This window comes from Pseudoalteromonas sp. JC3 (assembly GCF_030291895.1).
In the GTDB taxonomy this organism is placed as follows: Bacteria; Pseudomonadota; Gammaproteobacteria; order Enterobacterales; family Alteromonadaceae; genus Pseudoalteromonas.
Genome location: NZ_CP127855.1, coordinates 1,326,829 through 1,343,157 on the forward strand (window position 1 = coordinate 1,326,829; position 16,329 = coordinate 1,343,157).

Genomic DNA, 16,329 nt, shown 5'->3' on the forward strand with positions numbered 1-16,329 from the left:
CTATTTTTTGCGGCGCTTACCATTTTGTAACTTCAACCATCCTGGTTTTTGCGAACGATTTAATTCACTTAAAATAAGGGTTGCCTTTTCTATTGTGATCCTAAAGTCGGCGATATCTTTGTATACCTGAACTGCTATTTTCTTTCTTTTTACCGCCGCGCCGGCATCTAAAAATGACTCGACCAATTTATTCAAAAAGCGTGTTAGCGGCGAGCGAACTCGGGTATTATCTTTACTTCCTAAGCGTTGTATTTGTTGCTCTAGTTTGCGCTTTATTTGCGTTAATTCGGCTTGGCTAAATTCGCTTTGGGCATTGGGCAACGCTTCGAACAAGTCGAGCTTGTTAGCTAAGTATTGGCATTCAATCGCGCTGAGTTCCTCTTGTTGTAAAATTCTACTTAAGCCATTTCTAAACTCAGTTTGTGTCACGCTGCGGTGGCTCAGACGCTCGCAATGCTGATTAAACAACTGCCACTTTTGCCACATGTAAACATAGCCCAGTCCCGCGCCTTTGATATTTTGCATGCCGACGATAATTTGGTGTTCATTTGGCAGTGCTTGTTTTGCGATGATTTGGTTTAAGGCATCAGGCTTGATGTCGCTATCATGCACTAACGTACATTTGAGAGAGGCAAGTTGCTCTGCAAGCGCTGCGGTTTGCGAAAGCCTAGTGCTCAGGTCTTCAACTTCCAAAAGCGACTGGGCAATTGTCCACGCTTCAAAACGCTTTAGAGTAGGGTGATGTGTGTCGTCCTCATTATTAAGTTGCGACTGCAGCGAGTCGAGGCTTGAAAACGCAGACTCAGGTAGCTTGTCTGTCGTAGTATTTAATGATGCGATCAGCGCATCTCGCGATAATGTGAGCCTAAGGCGCCTGAGTAAATCGCGCAGTGCGTTGTGGTCGTTATTGCTGAAAATACTGTGTAAGAGATTTTCCAGTGCAACCATAAAGTACTTAAAGAAGCCATCGATATTGGTGCCGATCACCACAATGGCATCAAAATGCAGATCATTGGCCAGAATGTTCGCAAATACTTGCGAGCGCGCTACACGGTCGTTACGATTATTAATTAATGCAACAATTTGCGCCTGCTTTCCCTGTTCGACGATGTTTAAGCGTTTCCAATTTTCTATCGTTGCTAGGCGTTCGTTGGCAGACATGCTGTTGATAAAGCTTTGACTGATTGCACCAATCTTTGCAGTCGTAAACTGCTGAAGCACGCCAACATCGGGAATAACCCTAGAAGCCGTTTCTTTGAACACATAGTCTTTATTGATGCCAATATATTGCGCCATTTTGCAGACTAAGGCGATGTTATCCGGATGCTCAACATAGGGATATTTTGCGAGAATGTCAGGCGTTATTTGATACCCATCACCCCAATGAATCTGAATGAGTGACGTGTTTTTTTGCTCCGCCGCCAAGTTGAGTACTGAAGCCATATTCTGCTCGGCGGTGAACACTTGGGTGTTGTAACCCAAAAAGGCAGACATCTCTTTTGCTACATCCAAGCCTGTTGGGCCTAAAATATCTTCATGATCTGGGTAGGCATTAGTAATGGTGGCGAAGTTATCTTTCATCCAGCGCACTAGAATTTTTACATATCTCGGAGTCAGGCCCATACATTCCCACAGGAAAACGTCCGCTTTTACCTGCTTTGCAAAATGTAGCACATCAGCTTGCTCCCAAATACTCGCTTTGTCGAAAGGCCGAAATAGTGGGATCTCATATTGCTCACCAGAAATTTTTGAATAGATAAGCATTGCTTCACAGCCCGTGGTCTTGCTCACGACTCTCAGCGCCAAACTGCTAAATAAAGCCGACTTCAGCCTCTCGGTTCCTGATTTTCCTCGCGTTCCCCAGCCGCCAATGGACACCGGAATGTGTTTTCGATTTTGTTTTATTCTTTTACTGACATAAATATGCCGAGTCCAAAAGTAGCTAATAAATGCCAGTACAAAGAAAACCAGCTGCGAAATACTATTTTGATAAATGGCATCGACGTATTCTTTAAAACTGCTCCAAATGGTGAGTAGCGCTGAGGTGACACCAGAGCGAGTATAAAGTTGCTGAATGTCTTTCGCGACAGGAAAGGGCGTTTTTGCGATGTCGCCATAGGCACTAAAGCGTAGCGAAAACCCCAGCGTGTTAAGTGCATCCAAATACTTACCTTGCTCAAGTTCGTTGCCTTTTCGTAAGCGGTCTAGCTCTGCAAACTGCCATGTTATGGTCCAGTACGCTTTAAGGCGTCGCCACAAAGTTGATGGCGGAGTAACGGCTAAAATACCATCCGGCGTATAGGTTTTGGCGTCTTCTTTACTGTGGTCATTAGTCAGTACACTTAGCAAAAAGTCGAGTAATGGTAAATGTGGTCGACTCGTTTGTTCGGCGATATTAAAGAGCAACTCCCCCGGCACTTTTGTTTCGCTAATTTCCGCGGTAGTGCAGCTAGGGACGTGGATCGACACGCTGGGCTTTTTCGCTTTGGTATGAGAATAGCTTTGACGTTTATCGGTACTTGGTTGTCTTATTTCGTGTATTACTCGCCACAACCTTCTTGCTTGGCGATAGCCTTGTTGGATACGCCAGCCAGCTTTTGTTTTTGAGGCATTAAGACTTTGACCGCGCTGTGCAATATAAGAAAGTGAGCGACCCAGTTCATCACGAGACCAAGTTGCCAGTGCGTCACTTTGTTCATTGGCTTCAAGAGAAGCGTTGAGCTGCGCGATGATGGCTTGATGATAGAAGCTACCTAGCTGTTCCCTGGCTCTGGTGATATAACGGCAAACGGCGATGTTTGTTTCGTTCGATAAGCAGTCATTTAAGGTATCAATAAACCGTTTGAAGCAGAGTTCGGCTTGATTTGATTCAAGTTGCATATTCAGCATAATACGTGCGCTTTGCTCAAGCGCTAAGCGCTTGAGCTGCATACTAAAGTCGCCTGTTAGCACACGTTGCCACAGTAAAAATGCAAAGTCCTGCTGGCAAAAGCGGTCTGCGGATAACTGTTTTATCAAGGTGAAAAGTACGGCATTTTCACTTTCTTGCTCAAACCGTTTGGCGATTAACTCTTGTGCAAAGGATGTGGGATAAAACTCGACAAACTCTAGCGTAACTTGGCGCACTCTGGGCAAGGTGTGCTCGCTGAGTGCACAAAGCATATTGAGATCTTTTTCTGTAAGCTGTGGCTGGCTGACAATAATTTTAGGAAAGATACTCAAAATATAGAGTACTTCGGCATCAACTTGCTGACTATTTTCAATGTCGTTCGCTTCTTCAAGCAAAGCCCACATGTAGGCACGAATAAAGGTGGGGCGTTGATGTATTAAGATCTCTAGAATATCGACGGTGGCTTGATAGGGCATATTGTCAGACTCAAGCAACTCAATAAGTTTGGCGATAAGCTCTGCGTCTAATTCCGAGTCGACTTCATAGTTGTTTAAGGTTGCGACCATATTGACTAGTGCACGGATCAAGCCATGACGAATATGTTGATTTTGGCTATGGGCGAGTAAATTTAAGCAAAATGGCTGCAAATCCAAACGTTGCCAAGCATTTTCTAGAGTATCGTGGTGAGCACGTAAATATCGGTTAGTTAAGGCGCCAAGTTTGGCAATTAAAAACTTAACTTGCTGTTCTATCGTGGCAACTTGATGTTGATATCGAGCAACTACAGCGCCTTCGTCAAACCATCGCGAAAATGCTTTTTTATCTTGTTCTAACGCGACTTTAGTGGTGCCAAGTTCTTGAGCATAGGCGATAATATGTAGCTCTTTTTCGCTGGCAAATTCAGACTTAGCGATACGCTGTACAAATCCGGTGTGGGATACCTCGAGCAGCAAAATTTGCTCATGTAGGGTCTCAATTTTATGCCGCAAAAAGGCGATAGATTGAAGTACCAGCCAGTCGGTTTCATCCTCGTTTTCAGGGCGATTGTAAATGAGTTCCCATGCGCACAATTCGTCGATCAACGCACTGTATTTATGTTGATACAAGTTCAGCCAAAACTTTTCAGTTTCGGCAAAAAATAGGGCTTCTAATTGACTCTTTAAGGCTTCAACGCTCATGTAAATCTTGCTCTAATAAATGACTTAGCTGTAACGATTCAAAAATAATTTCATCGTGAGCATAGGGGGCAAAAGCGGTTTGCTGTAAATTGCCTAAACGTACTTGTAGCCCAACCTGATGGGTATTGTTAAACCAGTCTTGAGTCCAAGTTACACCTAACCAACCCGCGGTGTTATGACTAAAGTCAAAACCCGTTTGCCAACCCAATTGAGTTAAGTATTGCCATGTTGGATTAGGACGGTTCTGATCGGCAAATACATAGCTTGATGTTAATCCGGCGTGGAAAATATGGCCTTGATAAAATTGATACCAATCAAATGAAAACAGTGCATTGTCGAGCGTTTGCCAATCTTGATTTGACGTCAGTGTAACGCCGGAGCTGAAGTAACTATCAACCCAAGGCTGATAGCGCAGCCCAGCATGCGCTTGCCAGCCGTGCTTATGATTATTACGGTAAAAGGTGTACATATCAGGGCCAATTTGCTCATCTGCAATAAATTCGTCCTTGCTGATACTGGTGTAAGTGTAAAAAGGCTGCCACCACCAAATGCTTCTAAAACCGCTGTTATAACGGTGAATTTGGCCAAACTTTGCCGAAATACTAGAGCTTAAATGGGTTTCACTGATAGCCGTTGCATCCTGCCAACGATTACGCACCCTCGCTTCTGCAAACCAGTTCGACTGCTGCGAGAGCCAATCGTATTGACCATTGATAGAGAAGGTGTCTTGGTGATGATTATCCATCGTGTAGAAAGTATCGATGCGGTACCAGTTATTCTCATCCTTCACTCTCAACGATAAACCTAAATCGAGTGTAGTACGGCTAGGGCTAGGCTCCGTTGTTTGCACAATGTCGTCGCTATCAATATTCAAAAATCCTTCGACGCCAGTGCGACTTTCATCAGTTTCAATACGAGCTTGCTGAAATTTGGGCTCAGCATTTGTTGGTGTTAACTGTTGTTTGGCTTTTAAGAACATTGGCACTTCAGGTACTAGGTTAACGCGATGCAAAGTTGGACTTAACGTCCAGATAGACATGCGTGCTAACGTTTGCTGTTGTTGGCCGGTTAGTGAGACTTGTCCTGCCGGGTGAAAATAGGTGGCTTCATTTCTAATACCATCGGCAAAGGTTTCAATTTTAATCAGACTATCTCTAGTTAATTTCGCCGTGATTGGGGTTGTTTTATCAGAGCGATAAAAAATCTGCCTCGTATCCAAGGGGATATCATGCCATTGACCTTGGCCAAAGTATTGCGGACGTACGCTAACGCTTTGCCCCGATAAAGGGTTGAGCCAACGCAATTGCAATAGTCCTTGTCGCGTCTCAACTTGTTTAATGCCGTAATAGAGCGGTTGCGTTGACTGCAGCGAGATCACATCACTTTGACTTGGCCCCACCAGCTCTACATTAGCAGGCGGTGCCACGATTTGCTTGGCAGCAGAGTATGCAAACTTTACTCTTACTTGAACTTGTTGATACTCAGAAAAATCAATAGTCAGTATTTCGTTTGCTCTGAGTGGCAAGCCTGACGGCTGATTTTCTGTGAGGTGTGCGGTGATCTGGTCACCAACGCTTTGCGCCGCAAGCGTATCAACTTTTACCTTTTGTGTGCCCACATAACTCGTGTATTGTTCCGCAGCAAGCCATTGACCATAGCGCATCAAGCGGGCATATAAATCGGTTAAAACGGCATCATCCGATAAACTCGGGTGCAGACGTTGAAGGACCCTGTTGTAGCTTTCGTTAGACAATGTTTGCTGACTCAATTGATACAAGGCATTTATCGCAATTTCTTTAGCACTGAGCTCATCTGCTATGTTCGCATCAGTGCTACTAACCAAGTGCGCAGACTTATCTGCAAAAGCCGGAGTGTTAGCGGTTTCTGGTTGCACCCGGATCTCTACAAACAACTCATTACTACTGAAAAGTGTGAGGCTTTCATTTGCCGCTAATTGAATATATTGCTGCGATGCAACAGATAATCGAGTCGCTTGTGGCTGCAATTGCAAGTTTGCTGCAATATCACTAAATATGGGTAAAATCCGGGTTTTGGCGTTGTGTTCATATAGCAGCCATTGAGTATTTTTGTATTCTTGTCCTTGGTACGCAGCACGTGCACTTAGCTTGACCGTCAAAGGCGTTTTAGCAACCAGTTTGATGGGTTTACCTGAACCTAGCGGGTACAGCTCAGTTTGATTATCCAGTGACTCCACGGCTTGTAGGTCATAGTGATTAAGGCTGTATTGAGGCTGGGTCAGTTCGTTTGTTTGAATTGCCGCGACTTGTTCGGCCTGTTTTGGTGTTAATGCCATTTGCTGGCTTGTCCACAGCGCTTCTTGCTGAAGCCCAGAGTCAAGCAGGTACGTCAACAGGATATCATCGCATTGATATTGCGTGATATCAGTTTCGTGGGCAGCGCATAATAGGCTAGCTTGGATATATTCATTCTGTGCTAAATATCTCGTGAGTAGTTCATTGGCAGCGTACTCTCTTAAAGATTGAGCGGTGCTTTTTAGCAGTGATTTTAGTAATACCTCGGCGTTTCCACTGCGTTCTAGCTGAGTCAAAATAGTAATATTCAGTTGCCAAGCCATTAACGCAACTTGCTCACTATGCCCACTCAAATACGGCTTCAGTTTCGCAAGTGCCATGAGTGGTTTGGTCTTTGCTACGATTTGCAGCTCCGCAAGCACTTTGGTGGCGGTAAACTGGCCGTGGCTGTCTGTCTTAACACTTAGTTCCGGTGCACTCAGCCCGCTTAGAGATAAATAGTAAGTGTCCGCTCGATTTTGTTTGCTTCTTGCCAGCAGACCTTGAATCAATGACCCTTGGCCTAGCGCTTCTTGCGTCATGGTTAAGAAGTCGGGAAATGGTTGTAAGCGGTTTATTGCTACAGCGATATCAAGCGCTTGCTTAGCCCCTTCAATCATCACAACTTTGGATGCTGGATTCATGTGTAGGGTAAGTCTTTGAAAATGACTGCTAGGCGCAACAAGCAGCGTATGTTGGCCATGCTCGCTGGTGATGGTTAAGCGTTCTGGCGTTCTTGCTCGAACATACAAGGTAATTGCATTATCAATTCTCAGTATGTTCTCAAGATGATACTTCAGTGGCTGAGGCGATGTAATGTAATTGACTCGCTGAGCGCTTGAAGTGAGCAGCACTTGCCCAGCGGCGCTGCGGCTGCCCAGTGTTACTCCACTTATCGCAACATGATGAGTGAGCGGTTGAGGGGAGCTTGGCGTTAAAAAATACACCGTAGAGGCAATATCGTTAAGCATTTGCTTACGTTTGACCGCTAACGCCGTGTCAGAAGCGTTAAAAGTGAGTGGAGAAGTATCACCATTCATGTAAAGGGCGCTGAGCTGCTCGTTCAGCTGTTTATTCCAATACGGACTAAATAGCGACTCTTGCTGCTTTATTCCTGCATTATCGTCGTAAATACCACGGTGCATTTGTAGTAAGTTAAGGTAGGCAGGCACCGATGTTGTGATAGTGAGATAACTACCTTGCGGGACAGCAATATAATCTTGGTTAGACAAGCCGACTTTAGGCTCAAGGTACTCATCCGCTTGGATGTCTGATATTGCAATGGTGCTTATAACCTCACCGTTGACTTTAATTGTGACAGTACCATTTTGCGCAATCGCGTGTAGATCTTTTCGAACTTCTAGTTTGAGCTTTTTGGCGTGCTCAAAGAACAAGCTTGTCATTTGTGTAGGTTGTAGGTGAAACCAGCGCTCTGTATCTTGCGCTAATTGCAGTGTTTGGTCGTCAAGCCCTGGCAGTCTAAGTGCTCTTCGATACGGATCTCTGTGGCTATGCATGCTGCCTTGCCAAAGCGCGAGAGATTGAGCGTTATCACCGGTGTAAGCAACCTGAATTAAGCGGTTTTGTGCTATTGCACTCAGTTGGCAGCGGGATTGAATACATAACCAATCGGATGTTGGAATGGCACGTCGTAGCTCTGGGGTTTGCCCCGCAAAAAATTCGAATGTGTCGAGGGCACTTGGCGTTGTGACTAACCACGCGTGACTTGGCAAAAACAGCCACGCTTTTTGCTGCGGTGCAAAGTGCTTGTTAGCATTGGCTTGGATAAATTGCATACGTGACAGATCAATCCATTGGGCAGCCGTCTGTATCCCTACCTCATTGGCTCGGGATATCGTTGCAAACAGCAGTAGTGTCATTATAAAAGTGATTGCACGCATTTAGTAAACTGCTCTAGTTGTTGATTGTTATTAATTAATTGCTTTCTTGTTTGATAGCTTAGCTCAATATGGATAAAGCTATATTCAGGAAGCGCAAGCTGATGCATGATATTTTGCGTCCCGCCAAGTTCTTGCACTTCTTGAGGGTAAATCAGCGCCCGATAACCTTGCTTAACAAGACAAGACTTCAACTTCCATAGTGTGTCGTCATTTGTTTTGCCTTGGCTTAAAATTATTTCGCTTAGTTTACCGGCGTCGGTTTTTCGCTTCTTCTGACTAAACCCATGTATTTGGAACACTTTTGCTATTGGGTGTAAAGATGTAAAAGCTATGATAGCTGACGCGTGAATATTGTGAGGTTGCTTGGCGTAATCATAGGTTTTACCAGTGTCATTGTTATCGTATCTGTGTTTTGTGTTGTTCAGTAACACTTGGCAACTGTGCTGGAAAATGTGCTCACCAATGGTCAGCGTATGTTTATCATGAAAGCGATGTGGAACAGATACCACGCAAGGCCGATGCGTTGGCGCATACGTGACTTCGCCGTGCGCGTCACTTTGAGGCTTTGGCGTCAGTGTAAATTGCTCTGCTTGGTGCGTAAATTGCCAGCCATCGAGCGCTACAGGTTGGTTAAACCATTGCGCCATTTTGCTGCTGTCGGGAATCGCAGCGTTAACATTCAATGACAGGCACAATGTAATGTAAAGTGCGTAGCGACTAAGGTGTCTCATCTTGCCACCAGTTTAATGTTGCATCAGGCTGTTCATTTTCCTCTAGTACACTTATCCAAACATCATGTGAAAAGTTAAGCGTCATGGTTTTAGGCGATGTTAAGTCTTGAAACAGCGGCAAAGTAATACTTGGGTACTCGTACAGCTCCGCGTGATTAGGGTTAAAAAACATCCTCGTTTGTGCTGGGTTTAGATGTAGTACAAAGTGTTTAGCTAAAATGGTGTATTCATCGCTTGGGGTGATTACCTTAGTGCTATCCAGAGCGGTTGCTACCGTAATTTCATCTTGAGGGTCGGCACTAAACACTTTGACGACCAAAGCGATAGGTTGCAAGTTATCCTCTCTAACAGCAACAGTGAGTGGCGTTGCTTTCGCTACTTTGTACAGGCGGATCTTCCGCACGGTTCTTGGGATCCCTTGATTGATGAAAAGTGCTTGGGTATTAGCTAACTCCTCTATTTGTAAGCTGTTTAGCGGAACTTCAAATAGTGTTGGTTTACGCTTTTGCTTCACAATCACACTGCTTGGGTAGCTTGTTGCTTCACCGAGCTTAAAGAGCGCAGATTTGGCTACCTGACGATATTCAAACTCCATTTGCGGTACTGAGTTATCAAAGTAAGCTTGCTCAATGGGCACCAACGCGATATCCGATACAGCTAAAAGCTGATCTAAGTCTTTGGAGCGGTATTGAGGCAGCAACTCAGGTACTTCTGGTGGCGCTTCAAATAAGCGCACCGATGCTATCTGCTTTTGTGTGTGAAAGAGGTAATGGTTGTCGGCCTTTTGGCTAAACCATGCGTCAATACCTTGATAAATTGGACTTTCAGGGTCACACACTGGGTAGCAACGATGGCTCAGGTAATTAAATGTTGGGCTGCGGGCTTGCAGCTTCACCATCGCATCTTCGGCTTCAATTTTGATTTGATTAACGTTATCTGGTATTGCCAAATAACGCTTCTCTGCGGTTGGTAAGGTTTGTCGCTCCGTGGTTTCAGTTATCAGTCTATCGAACAAAGCTTGCTCCGCCGTTGCGGTAAAAACGTAGTCCTTGATCCGCTCATTGTTGTTATAGAGGCTCACAGAGAGAGTGCTGCCCATGGGCGCGCGCCACTCTAAAGCGATATCGCTTTTAGGAGAGACTTGATAGTAAACCGGCGTTTGCGCGTTGAGCATATAATAATAACTATGCAGCGGGACTATAGGGTCGACGCCATTGCTAAATACCCGAATGCTGGTGGGGGCGTTTGCGCTAATGGTAACAAGGCCTGTAGGTAAGTTGCTCAGTCTAGATTGGGTAGTGGCTAGCATCTCAGGAGTTAGTCGCTTTGGCGCGTTGAGTTGGCGTAAATCGTGCCAAACAAAAGTAAGATTTGCATTCTCGGAATGGCTTAATAAATATTCAGTGTGTTCATAGACGCGAAAACTTGCGCTTAGCTGCTCAGAAATAAACAAACTATCTAAGTCTAGCTGGGTCGAGAAATCATGATTAAGCACATTGTAGGGCAGTGACTCGTATAACAAGTCAGCACGAAAGTCGATGTTAGGCACGCCCTGTGGTGCTAGCTTTTGCCAATCTAACATGACCGAATTGTATTTTTCTTCGTTGGTTAAGGCGTTTTCACCTATGGTGTGGTAATTCGTCATGCGTTCACGCCATTCGGTTGGCCTTTTCAGCCATGCTTTGGCGGGGTCGACAATACTGTTACTGGTTTGAGCATGGACACGTACCACCACGCCTTTAAGCTGAGCATTTTCTGGTATTAGCTTTAACGTGATGGTTGCAGCCTGTTGTAACTCTTCACGATTTAAATAAAAGGATTGTCCAGACGCCACGGCCAACGCTTCACGGTTTTCAATGATCTGTTTTACCTGTTGCTGAAAGTCGTTCGAGGCAGCTTTAGCTGCATGATGATAAGTACCGCGATAAATAATCGCTCCTTTTGCATCAAGTAACTGATATTCAATAGCATAGTTGACAGGCTGATCATCCAGTGGTTGCGATTCGAATATCCCATTGGACAACACCCGAACAGACATGGTCCGAGACGGAGAAAAGGAAAACTTCAGTGCACTGTCGGTTTTTAGCCAATGAACATTGGAGCGAATATTAAACAAGGTCGAGGTATTTGAAGGCTCCGCCGATTTTACCCACACAAATAAAGTGACGGCGAACCAAACAAAAAGTAGCAGCAAAGCCGTAAAAATAGCAAATCGTAATATCTGCTTAATCCAGTACATAACGCCCCTCATGAACCGCTTTTGCATAAGTGGCTAAATCAATAACGCGATTTCTTCTTGGTAAGTATAGCGCGAGCAGTGCGTTATCTCGGGTAAACATTAATCCCAGCTCACCATTTCTATGCGTGCTAAAGGCGCTTATTTTACACTGGCTTTCAAACTGACAAAGTGCTTGGAGCACAGGTAAATGTTGGGTGGTGGCATAGCGCCCTGTGGCCACTTTAAGTGCGTCAATAAATTGCGCACTGGCTTCATGCCAATCATTTGGAGAGAGAGTAAGCAAATCGATTACTTTGAGCCTAGGTGTGTGTGCAACGGCTAAAAGGCGTTGCAATAAAGCATCGTTGGTAATGGCAAAGTGCGATTTAAAATCCGATGCCAACCACAGTGCCGCTAACTCACTTTTTGGTGCGAACAGCTGATATCCCGACTGTGGTGTGGTACCGAGTTCTAAGCCTCTGGTTGCTTGTTGTCCTGAAACGGTTTGAGTATTAACACCAAGATCAGCTAGCACCCTTTGTAGTGTAGCAATGGTGTCATTATGAATAGGGTTAGGCGTTGTAAATTGGTACGCAAGCGCTGAAGGTCTGATGCTTGCAGGCGCGCTATGACTGCGGATCTGTAAATTAAGTAAGGGGTTGTCATAAAAGTAGCGCTGTGCACTTTGATACACCACATTAAATAATGACCGCACGTTGTCGGCTGCCATTACATTTGCATCTATGCTGGTATACGGATGAGCACCAGCGATTGCCAGTAACTTTGCATGGGTGGCCGTAAACAACTGCCCAGAGAACTCCAGCGTGTTACTTTCAAAGAGTGGTCTAGGCACCGCAATGGTGAGGGATGGTTTAGCCAGCAAGGCAATAAAGTACACCCCTTGACCCAAATCATAGGCAGATTTGGTATCTAAAGGAGAAAGCGCAACGAATTGCCCTTGATTATTTTCAACTAAAGTTAATTGGTACTGTAATAGGTTTGCTACGCGATTTATCTGACTCAGCCTTACCTCAAGCGTTTCTGGCGTTGTTACTATCTCAAGGTTTTGGGTGATAGCAAATAACGGCCTTAACACTTCATATTCCCATAATGCAGCACTGGTATCGCTCAGTGCACTAAATGCACCGCTGCCTTTGGCGCTAATGTGACTTGAAAATGCTTCAATAAGTGCCTGTATGCTCTCATCGCTTGTGCTTATTTTATCTATGTCTTTGTCGATGCGTTGCAGGCCATATGCGCTTAGCAACGACGAATAGCTATCCGAGCTTAAATACGCCTCAATCATCTGTCCATGGAATTGGCTGTAAGGTAAAGGCGCATTTGCCGCGAGACCAAAGTGTGCATCGTTGATGTTAAACAAGGTAGCAAGTTCAGATTGTTGCACTGAGCTTGGCACACTGTTAAATATCCACATCTGTGCGTCTTCTTTTAAACTGTGTTGGTGCATCAATTGGCTTACTTGCCGATTAATTTCTCTGAGTTGGACGACCTCTGGAATATCCATCGCCATAAAAAAGTCACTGTAGAACTCGCTTTGTTTACCGTTCTTATCGCCACTTTGGTTAGGTCGCGCATTGCCAAACGCCATTGCCTGGCTTTGCCAGTAGGAAAACAATATCCCACCAGCCTCACTGGCAAGCCGCTCTGCAGTGGGGTAGGGGACGCTGATGATATGGGCTTTTTGAGCAGCTAAATTAATGATAAACAGACCGCGTTTATGATCTTGTTGATTGTCTTTTATTACTAAAAATTGTGTCGTACGCTGCAAAGAAAAGTCGGCTTGGCGCAGTAAGGTGGCGGCTTCGGCATAGTGTGACTCACTATCCTGCTTAAGCAACCTAATTGCTTGTTTAAAGTGACTACGTTGCTGCTCGGTCACATATTGACTGACATTAACGTTAGCGGCATTTTGAGTATACAGCTGGCTCTTGTAATTACTGATCACTTGGCTGAGTGTTAAATCGCGGGCTGATTCATTTATCGCTAATGTATTACTTTGTACGAATAGGCTTGGAATGACCATAATTGCAAAACCAATACAGATGGCGATAAAGCCACCAACAATTGAGGTTTGAAAAGTTGCGCGGATCACAAGGCCTAGCGCATTTTTTTGGTAAATTTTAAGGGCAAGTAAGGTCGATAGCATGTAGCCAAAAGCAAAGGTATCGGTCACTTTTAAGGTTGGGAAGTAACCGACGACGACATAGTTTAAAATCAGTTTGTAGACAAAGCCGATATTAAAAAACAGCAGCATGAGCCGCGCGCCTTCGATATTGGCGTGTTTTAAACGAGTAAAGTTTAAGACTATATATCCAAAGACTAAAATAATCGCTGTTTCTACGAATGATGTGAGCAGCTTTGTGGGTTGCATCAGCTGCAGTGCTAGCAGCGCTGGCAGCATAATGCCATTGAATTCCCAGCCGTACTTTAAATTAGCCCTTGATGCGATAAAAGCGGTGATCACCAAGATAATATAAGCTTTAGGGGCTGCAATAATTGAGGCCGCAACAGCTTCGTACATGACGGCAAGATTGGCAATGCTAAAGTTGGTAAACGTCATCAATCCAAAACGAATGATGATATAGGTAACAACCAACTGAATAGCGGTGACTTTTATGCCATATTTAAAGCCGCCATTCCACATCACATTGGCGGTCAATGCGATGATAATCAGCCCGAGGCTATACAGCTGTGCGGCGTAATCAAAAGTGATGTCCCATTGTGTTAAGTACGCGGCGACCAGCGGCCAAAACAGCACATCCATGGTAACTCGAACAATAATGCTTAACAAAACGATGGCAAAAAATCGGTCACGGCCAAACATTTCTGCATAGCCCAGTCGCTCAACAAGTGTTTTGGCGAAAAACCGCATTAAGCCATAAACAACAATGGCCTCAACAATGATCACCCAAGCCGATGTTGGGCTCACGATAAATAAAGGGACTAGGTAACCTGGAACCACTAAACCAGTTAACGGGAAGCCAAACCTAAGATTGAAAAATGCAACAACCGCGATGCCTATCCAAACACACGTGATAACGGATTGCCCAAGTCCGCCCGCACTTGGGAATAGCATTAGCGTCCAGTCCATTTATTCGTCATCCCACTTTTCAGGCAAAAGTTGCTCGTTAACCGCAAGCTGCTCTGACAAGTGTGTTAAAAAAGCTTCTTTATCATCTAGTTGAGATAATTGCTCGCCAAGGTCGATAAATTCAAACAACACCCCGCTGGTTTCAAATGGGGTACTGGTGTTAAGGCTGGTTGATTGTTTGAGTAAGGCGCGAATGCTTAGTAAATAAGTTCGATTGTCTAAATACACAGGTAATACGATTTTGCCACGTTTTAGGGTTAAATAGCGCAACTTTCCTTTAGCTTGTTCACTATCCATCTCGGTACAGCGGCAAAGTAAGTCTAAGGCGGACATGTCGAAAATAGACAGCTTATGTTCTCTAGCAAAGCGTTCAAGAGATTCATTTACCTGCACAATTTGGCCAAATAAGTTATATAAAATACTGGCACTGTGAAGCTGGTTGAAGACATGCTCCAGTGAGGTGAGTTTTTGATCCATCTCACTAATTGCATTTTTGATTTTATGACTTAGTGGCTCCTTTAGAGAAAAAGTCAGCGCCCGAATCAGTGTGCTTTTGAGGTTTTTTTGCTCAGCAGCAAACACCTTATAGTGGAATAATAATTCACCAATTTGATGCGCAAAGAGATTTACATTTTTAATAAATGCTTGCTCATCAAAGTTGTCTTGAGGAGTGACGGTTAGCGCCCAAAAACCCCGAACATCTCCTGCGTACATTAAGGGGGCGATGTACTGCTGCTCATCTTCCGCTAGATGTTGGAAGAAAGGGCGGGTAATTTTGATGGCACCAAACGCTTTGATTGCATCTGAATAGGGTACTCGCTCGTAGTCTCTCCGCATCTCTAAGATATCGCTGAGCTGACAGTGTATTGCACGTATTTCAGTTACTCTGTGGTCCCCCTCTAAGCGGGTGAGAAAGATACTTCTTTTCAGGTTGAGCTGTTGATTTACAAGTTGGATGATTGCATCCCAAGGTTCATTATGCTCAAGAAAATGTCGTGGTAAGTATCGACCCATCATACGTTGCTGGATTAGGGCTATCAGTGATTTTAAGTTTTCCTCTTCTGACCACTTCAGTGAAATAAACACCCAAATTAGCGATAGCCATATCAAGGAAAACAACTCACCAAGCGGCAATAACACGGAATACCAATGATGCGCAGCAATGCCACACATAATAAGTAACATGCTGGTGAATACTGCAATGACTACATTGGTTTTTGTCGCATTTCTTTGGTAGCCCACTAAGAAAAATATTGATGCCAGTACCATCACTGCGATTATTGTCACTTTATTTAAAGGTTGGATAAAACTGTCGGATGCAAAGCTATTGGCAATAAATGCTTGTAGGTAAACAGGCGGAAGTTCTTGCGCACCAAAATAAGCATTACTATTCAAGCGTGAAAATTTTGAGTGCTGAGCAACTAAGATGACCTTTTCGCTAAGTTGTGCGGTGAATAAGTCACCATCAAGCACTCTCTGCGCACTAAATTTTGGTAGTGAATAATAAGGCAGCGAGTAGTCTATGATTTTGTTGAGGTATTCACCATGCTGCGGAAATATTTTATCCCACAATATGTCACACGCACCTGCAGGTGGTGCAAGGCTGATTGCGCTGCCGTACCAATTTTCTGTCTCCAATAAACAAACCGATTGCGTATTGAATGGATAGTAAATTGAGTCATTGTTTTGTTGTGGCGAAAGTTCGGTATTTGCAAAGAACACAACGGCTTTTGGTTGATAGCCAGAGAGTATTTTTGCTAACTGCTGATGTTGTTGCTGTAAGTTTTCCGCTTCAATCACGACTACTTGCGTTGCTTGCGTGGTGTTGAGCTTGGAAAACCATTGTAACCCAATTAGGTTTACCTGTTTATATAAGCCTGATGCTGACGCGATCAACAAAATAGCGAATAAACTCATAAATAGCCAAAACTCACGTTGGCGTTTTATAAAGTTTAATTGACTAAAAATCGACATGCTTTTTCACTCT

The 16,329-nt window shown here is 44.3% G+C and carries 6 protein-coding genes; all 6 read right to left on the reverse strand.

What is annotated here, in order from left to right; translation table 11 throughout:
* From pgsB to QSH61_RS05495, 6 genes are read right to left on the reverse strand one after another with little or no spacing between them, the layout of a single operon-like run.
* Positions 1-4,068 (reverse strand): poly-gamma-glutamate synthase PgsB, encoded by a 4,068-nt coding sequence (gene pgsB / locus QSH61_RS05470; protein WP_206472622.1) that lies wholly within the window; start codon positions 4,066-4,068, stop codon positions 1-3.
* On the reverse strand, positions 4,058-8,281 hold the full coding sequence (locus QSH61_RS05475; RefSeq protein WP_174170752.1) for a hypothetical protein: 4,224 nt from the start codon (positions 8,279-8,281) through the stop codon (positions 4,058-4,060). The genes pgsB and QSH61_RS05475 overlap by 11 nt, the downstream gene beginning before the upstream one ends.
* Positions 8,260-9,012: a hypothetical protein gene (locus QSH61_RS05480; RefSeq protein WP_019647400.1), complete on the reverse strand. Its 753-nt coding sequence runs from the start codon at positions 9,010-9,012 to the stop codon at positions 8,260-8,262. Before QSH61_RS05480 ends, QSH61_RS05475 begins: the two co-directional genes overlap by 22 nt.
* Entirely contained in the window at positions 8,999-11,251 is a 2,253-nt protein-coding gene (locus tag QSH61_RS05485) for a hypothetical protein (RefSeq protein ID WP_206472620.1), read from the reverse strand. Before QSH61_RS05485 ends, QSH61_RS05480 begins: the two co-directional genes overlap by 14 nt.
* Positions 11,238-14,342: a poly-gamma-glutamate biosynthesis protein PgsC/CapC gene (locus tag QSH61_RS05490; RefSeq protein ID WP_206472618.1), complete on the reverse strand. Its 3,105-nt coding sequence runs from the start codon at positions 14,340-14,342 to the stop codon at positions 11,238-11,240. Before QSH61_RS05490 ends, QSH61_RS05485 begins: the two co-directional genes overlap by 14 nt.
* A complete protein-coding gene (locus QSH61_RS05495) occupies positions 14,343-16,316 on the reverse strand; it encodes a hypothetical protein (RefSeq protein ID WP_206472616.1) in 1,974 nt (657 codons plus the stop codon).
* Between the last annotated feature and the right edge of the window lie 13 nt (positions 16,317-16,329).

Bases quoted from the DNA above. Each gene is read 5' to 3' on its own strand.
- pgsB (WP_206472622.1), bottom strand. From the start codon at position 4,068: ATGAGCGTTGAAGCCTTAAAGAGTCAATTAGAAGCCCTATTTTTTGCC.
- QSH61_RS05475 (WP_174170752.1), bottom strand. From the start codon at position 8,281: ATGCGTGCAATCACTTTTATAATGACACTACTGCTGTTTGCAACGATA.
- QSH61_RS05480 (WP_019647400.1), bottom strand. From the start codon at position 9,012: ATGAGACACCTTAGTCGCTACGCACTTTACATTACATTGTGCCTGTCA.
- QSH61_RS05485 (WP_206472620.1), bottom strand. From the start codon at position 11,251: ATGTACTGGATTAAGCAGATATTACGATTTGCTATTTTTACGGCTTTG.
- QSH61_RS05490 (WP_206472618.1), bottom strand. From the start codon at position 14,342: ATGGACTGGACGCTAATGCTATTCCCAAGTGCGGGCGGACTTGGGCAA.
- QSH61_RS05495 (WP_206472616.1), bottom strand. From the start codon at position 16,316: ATGTCGATTTTTAGTCAATTAAACTTTATAAAACGCCAACGTGAGTTT.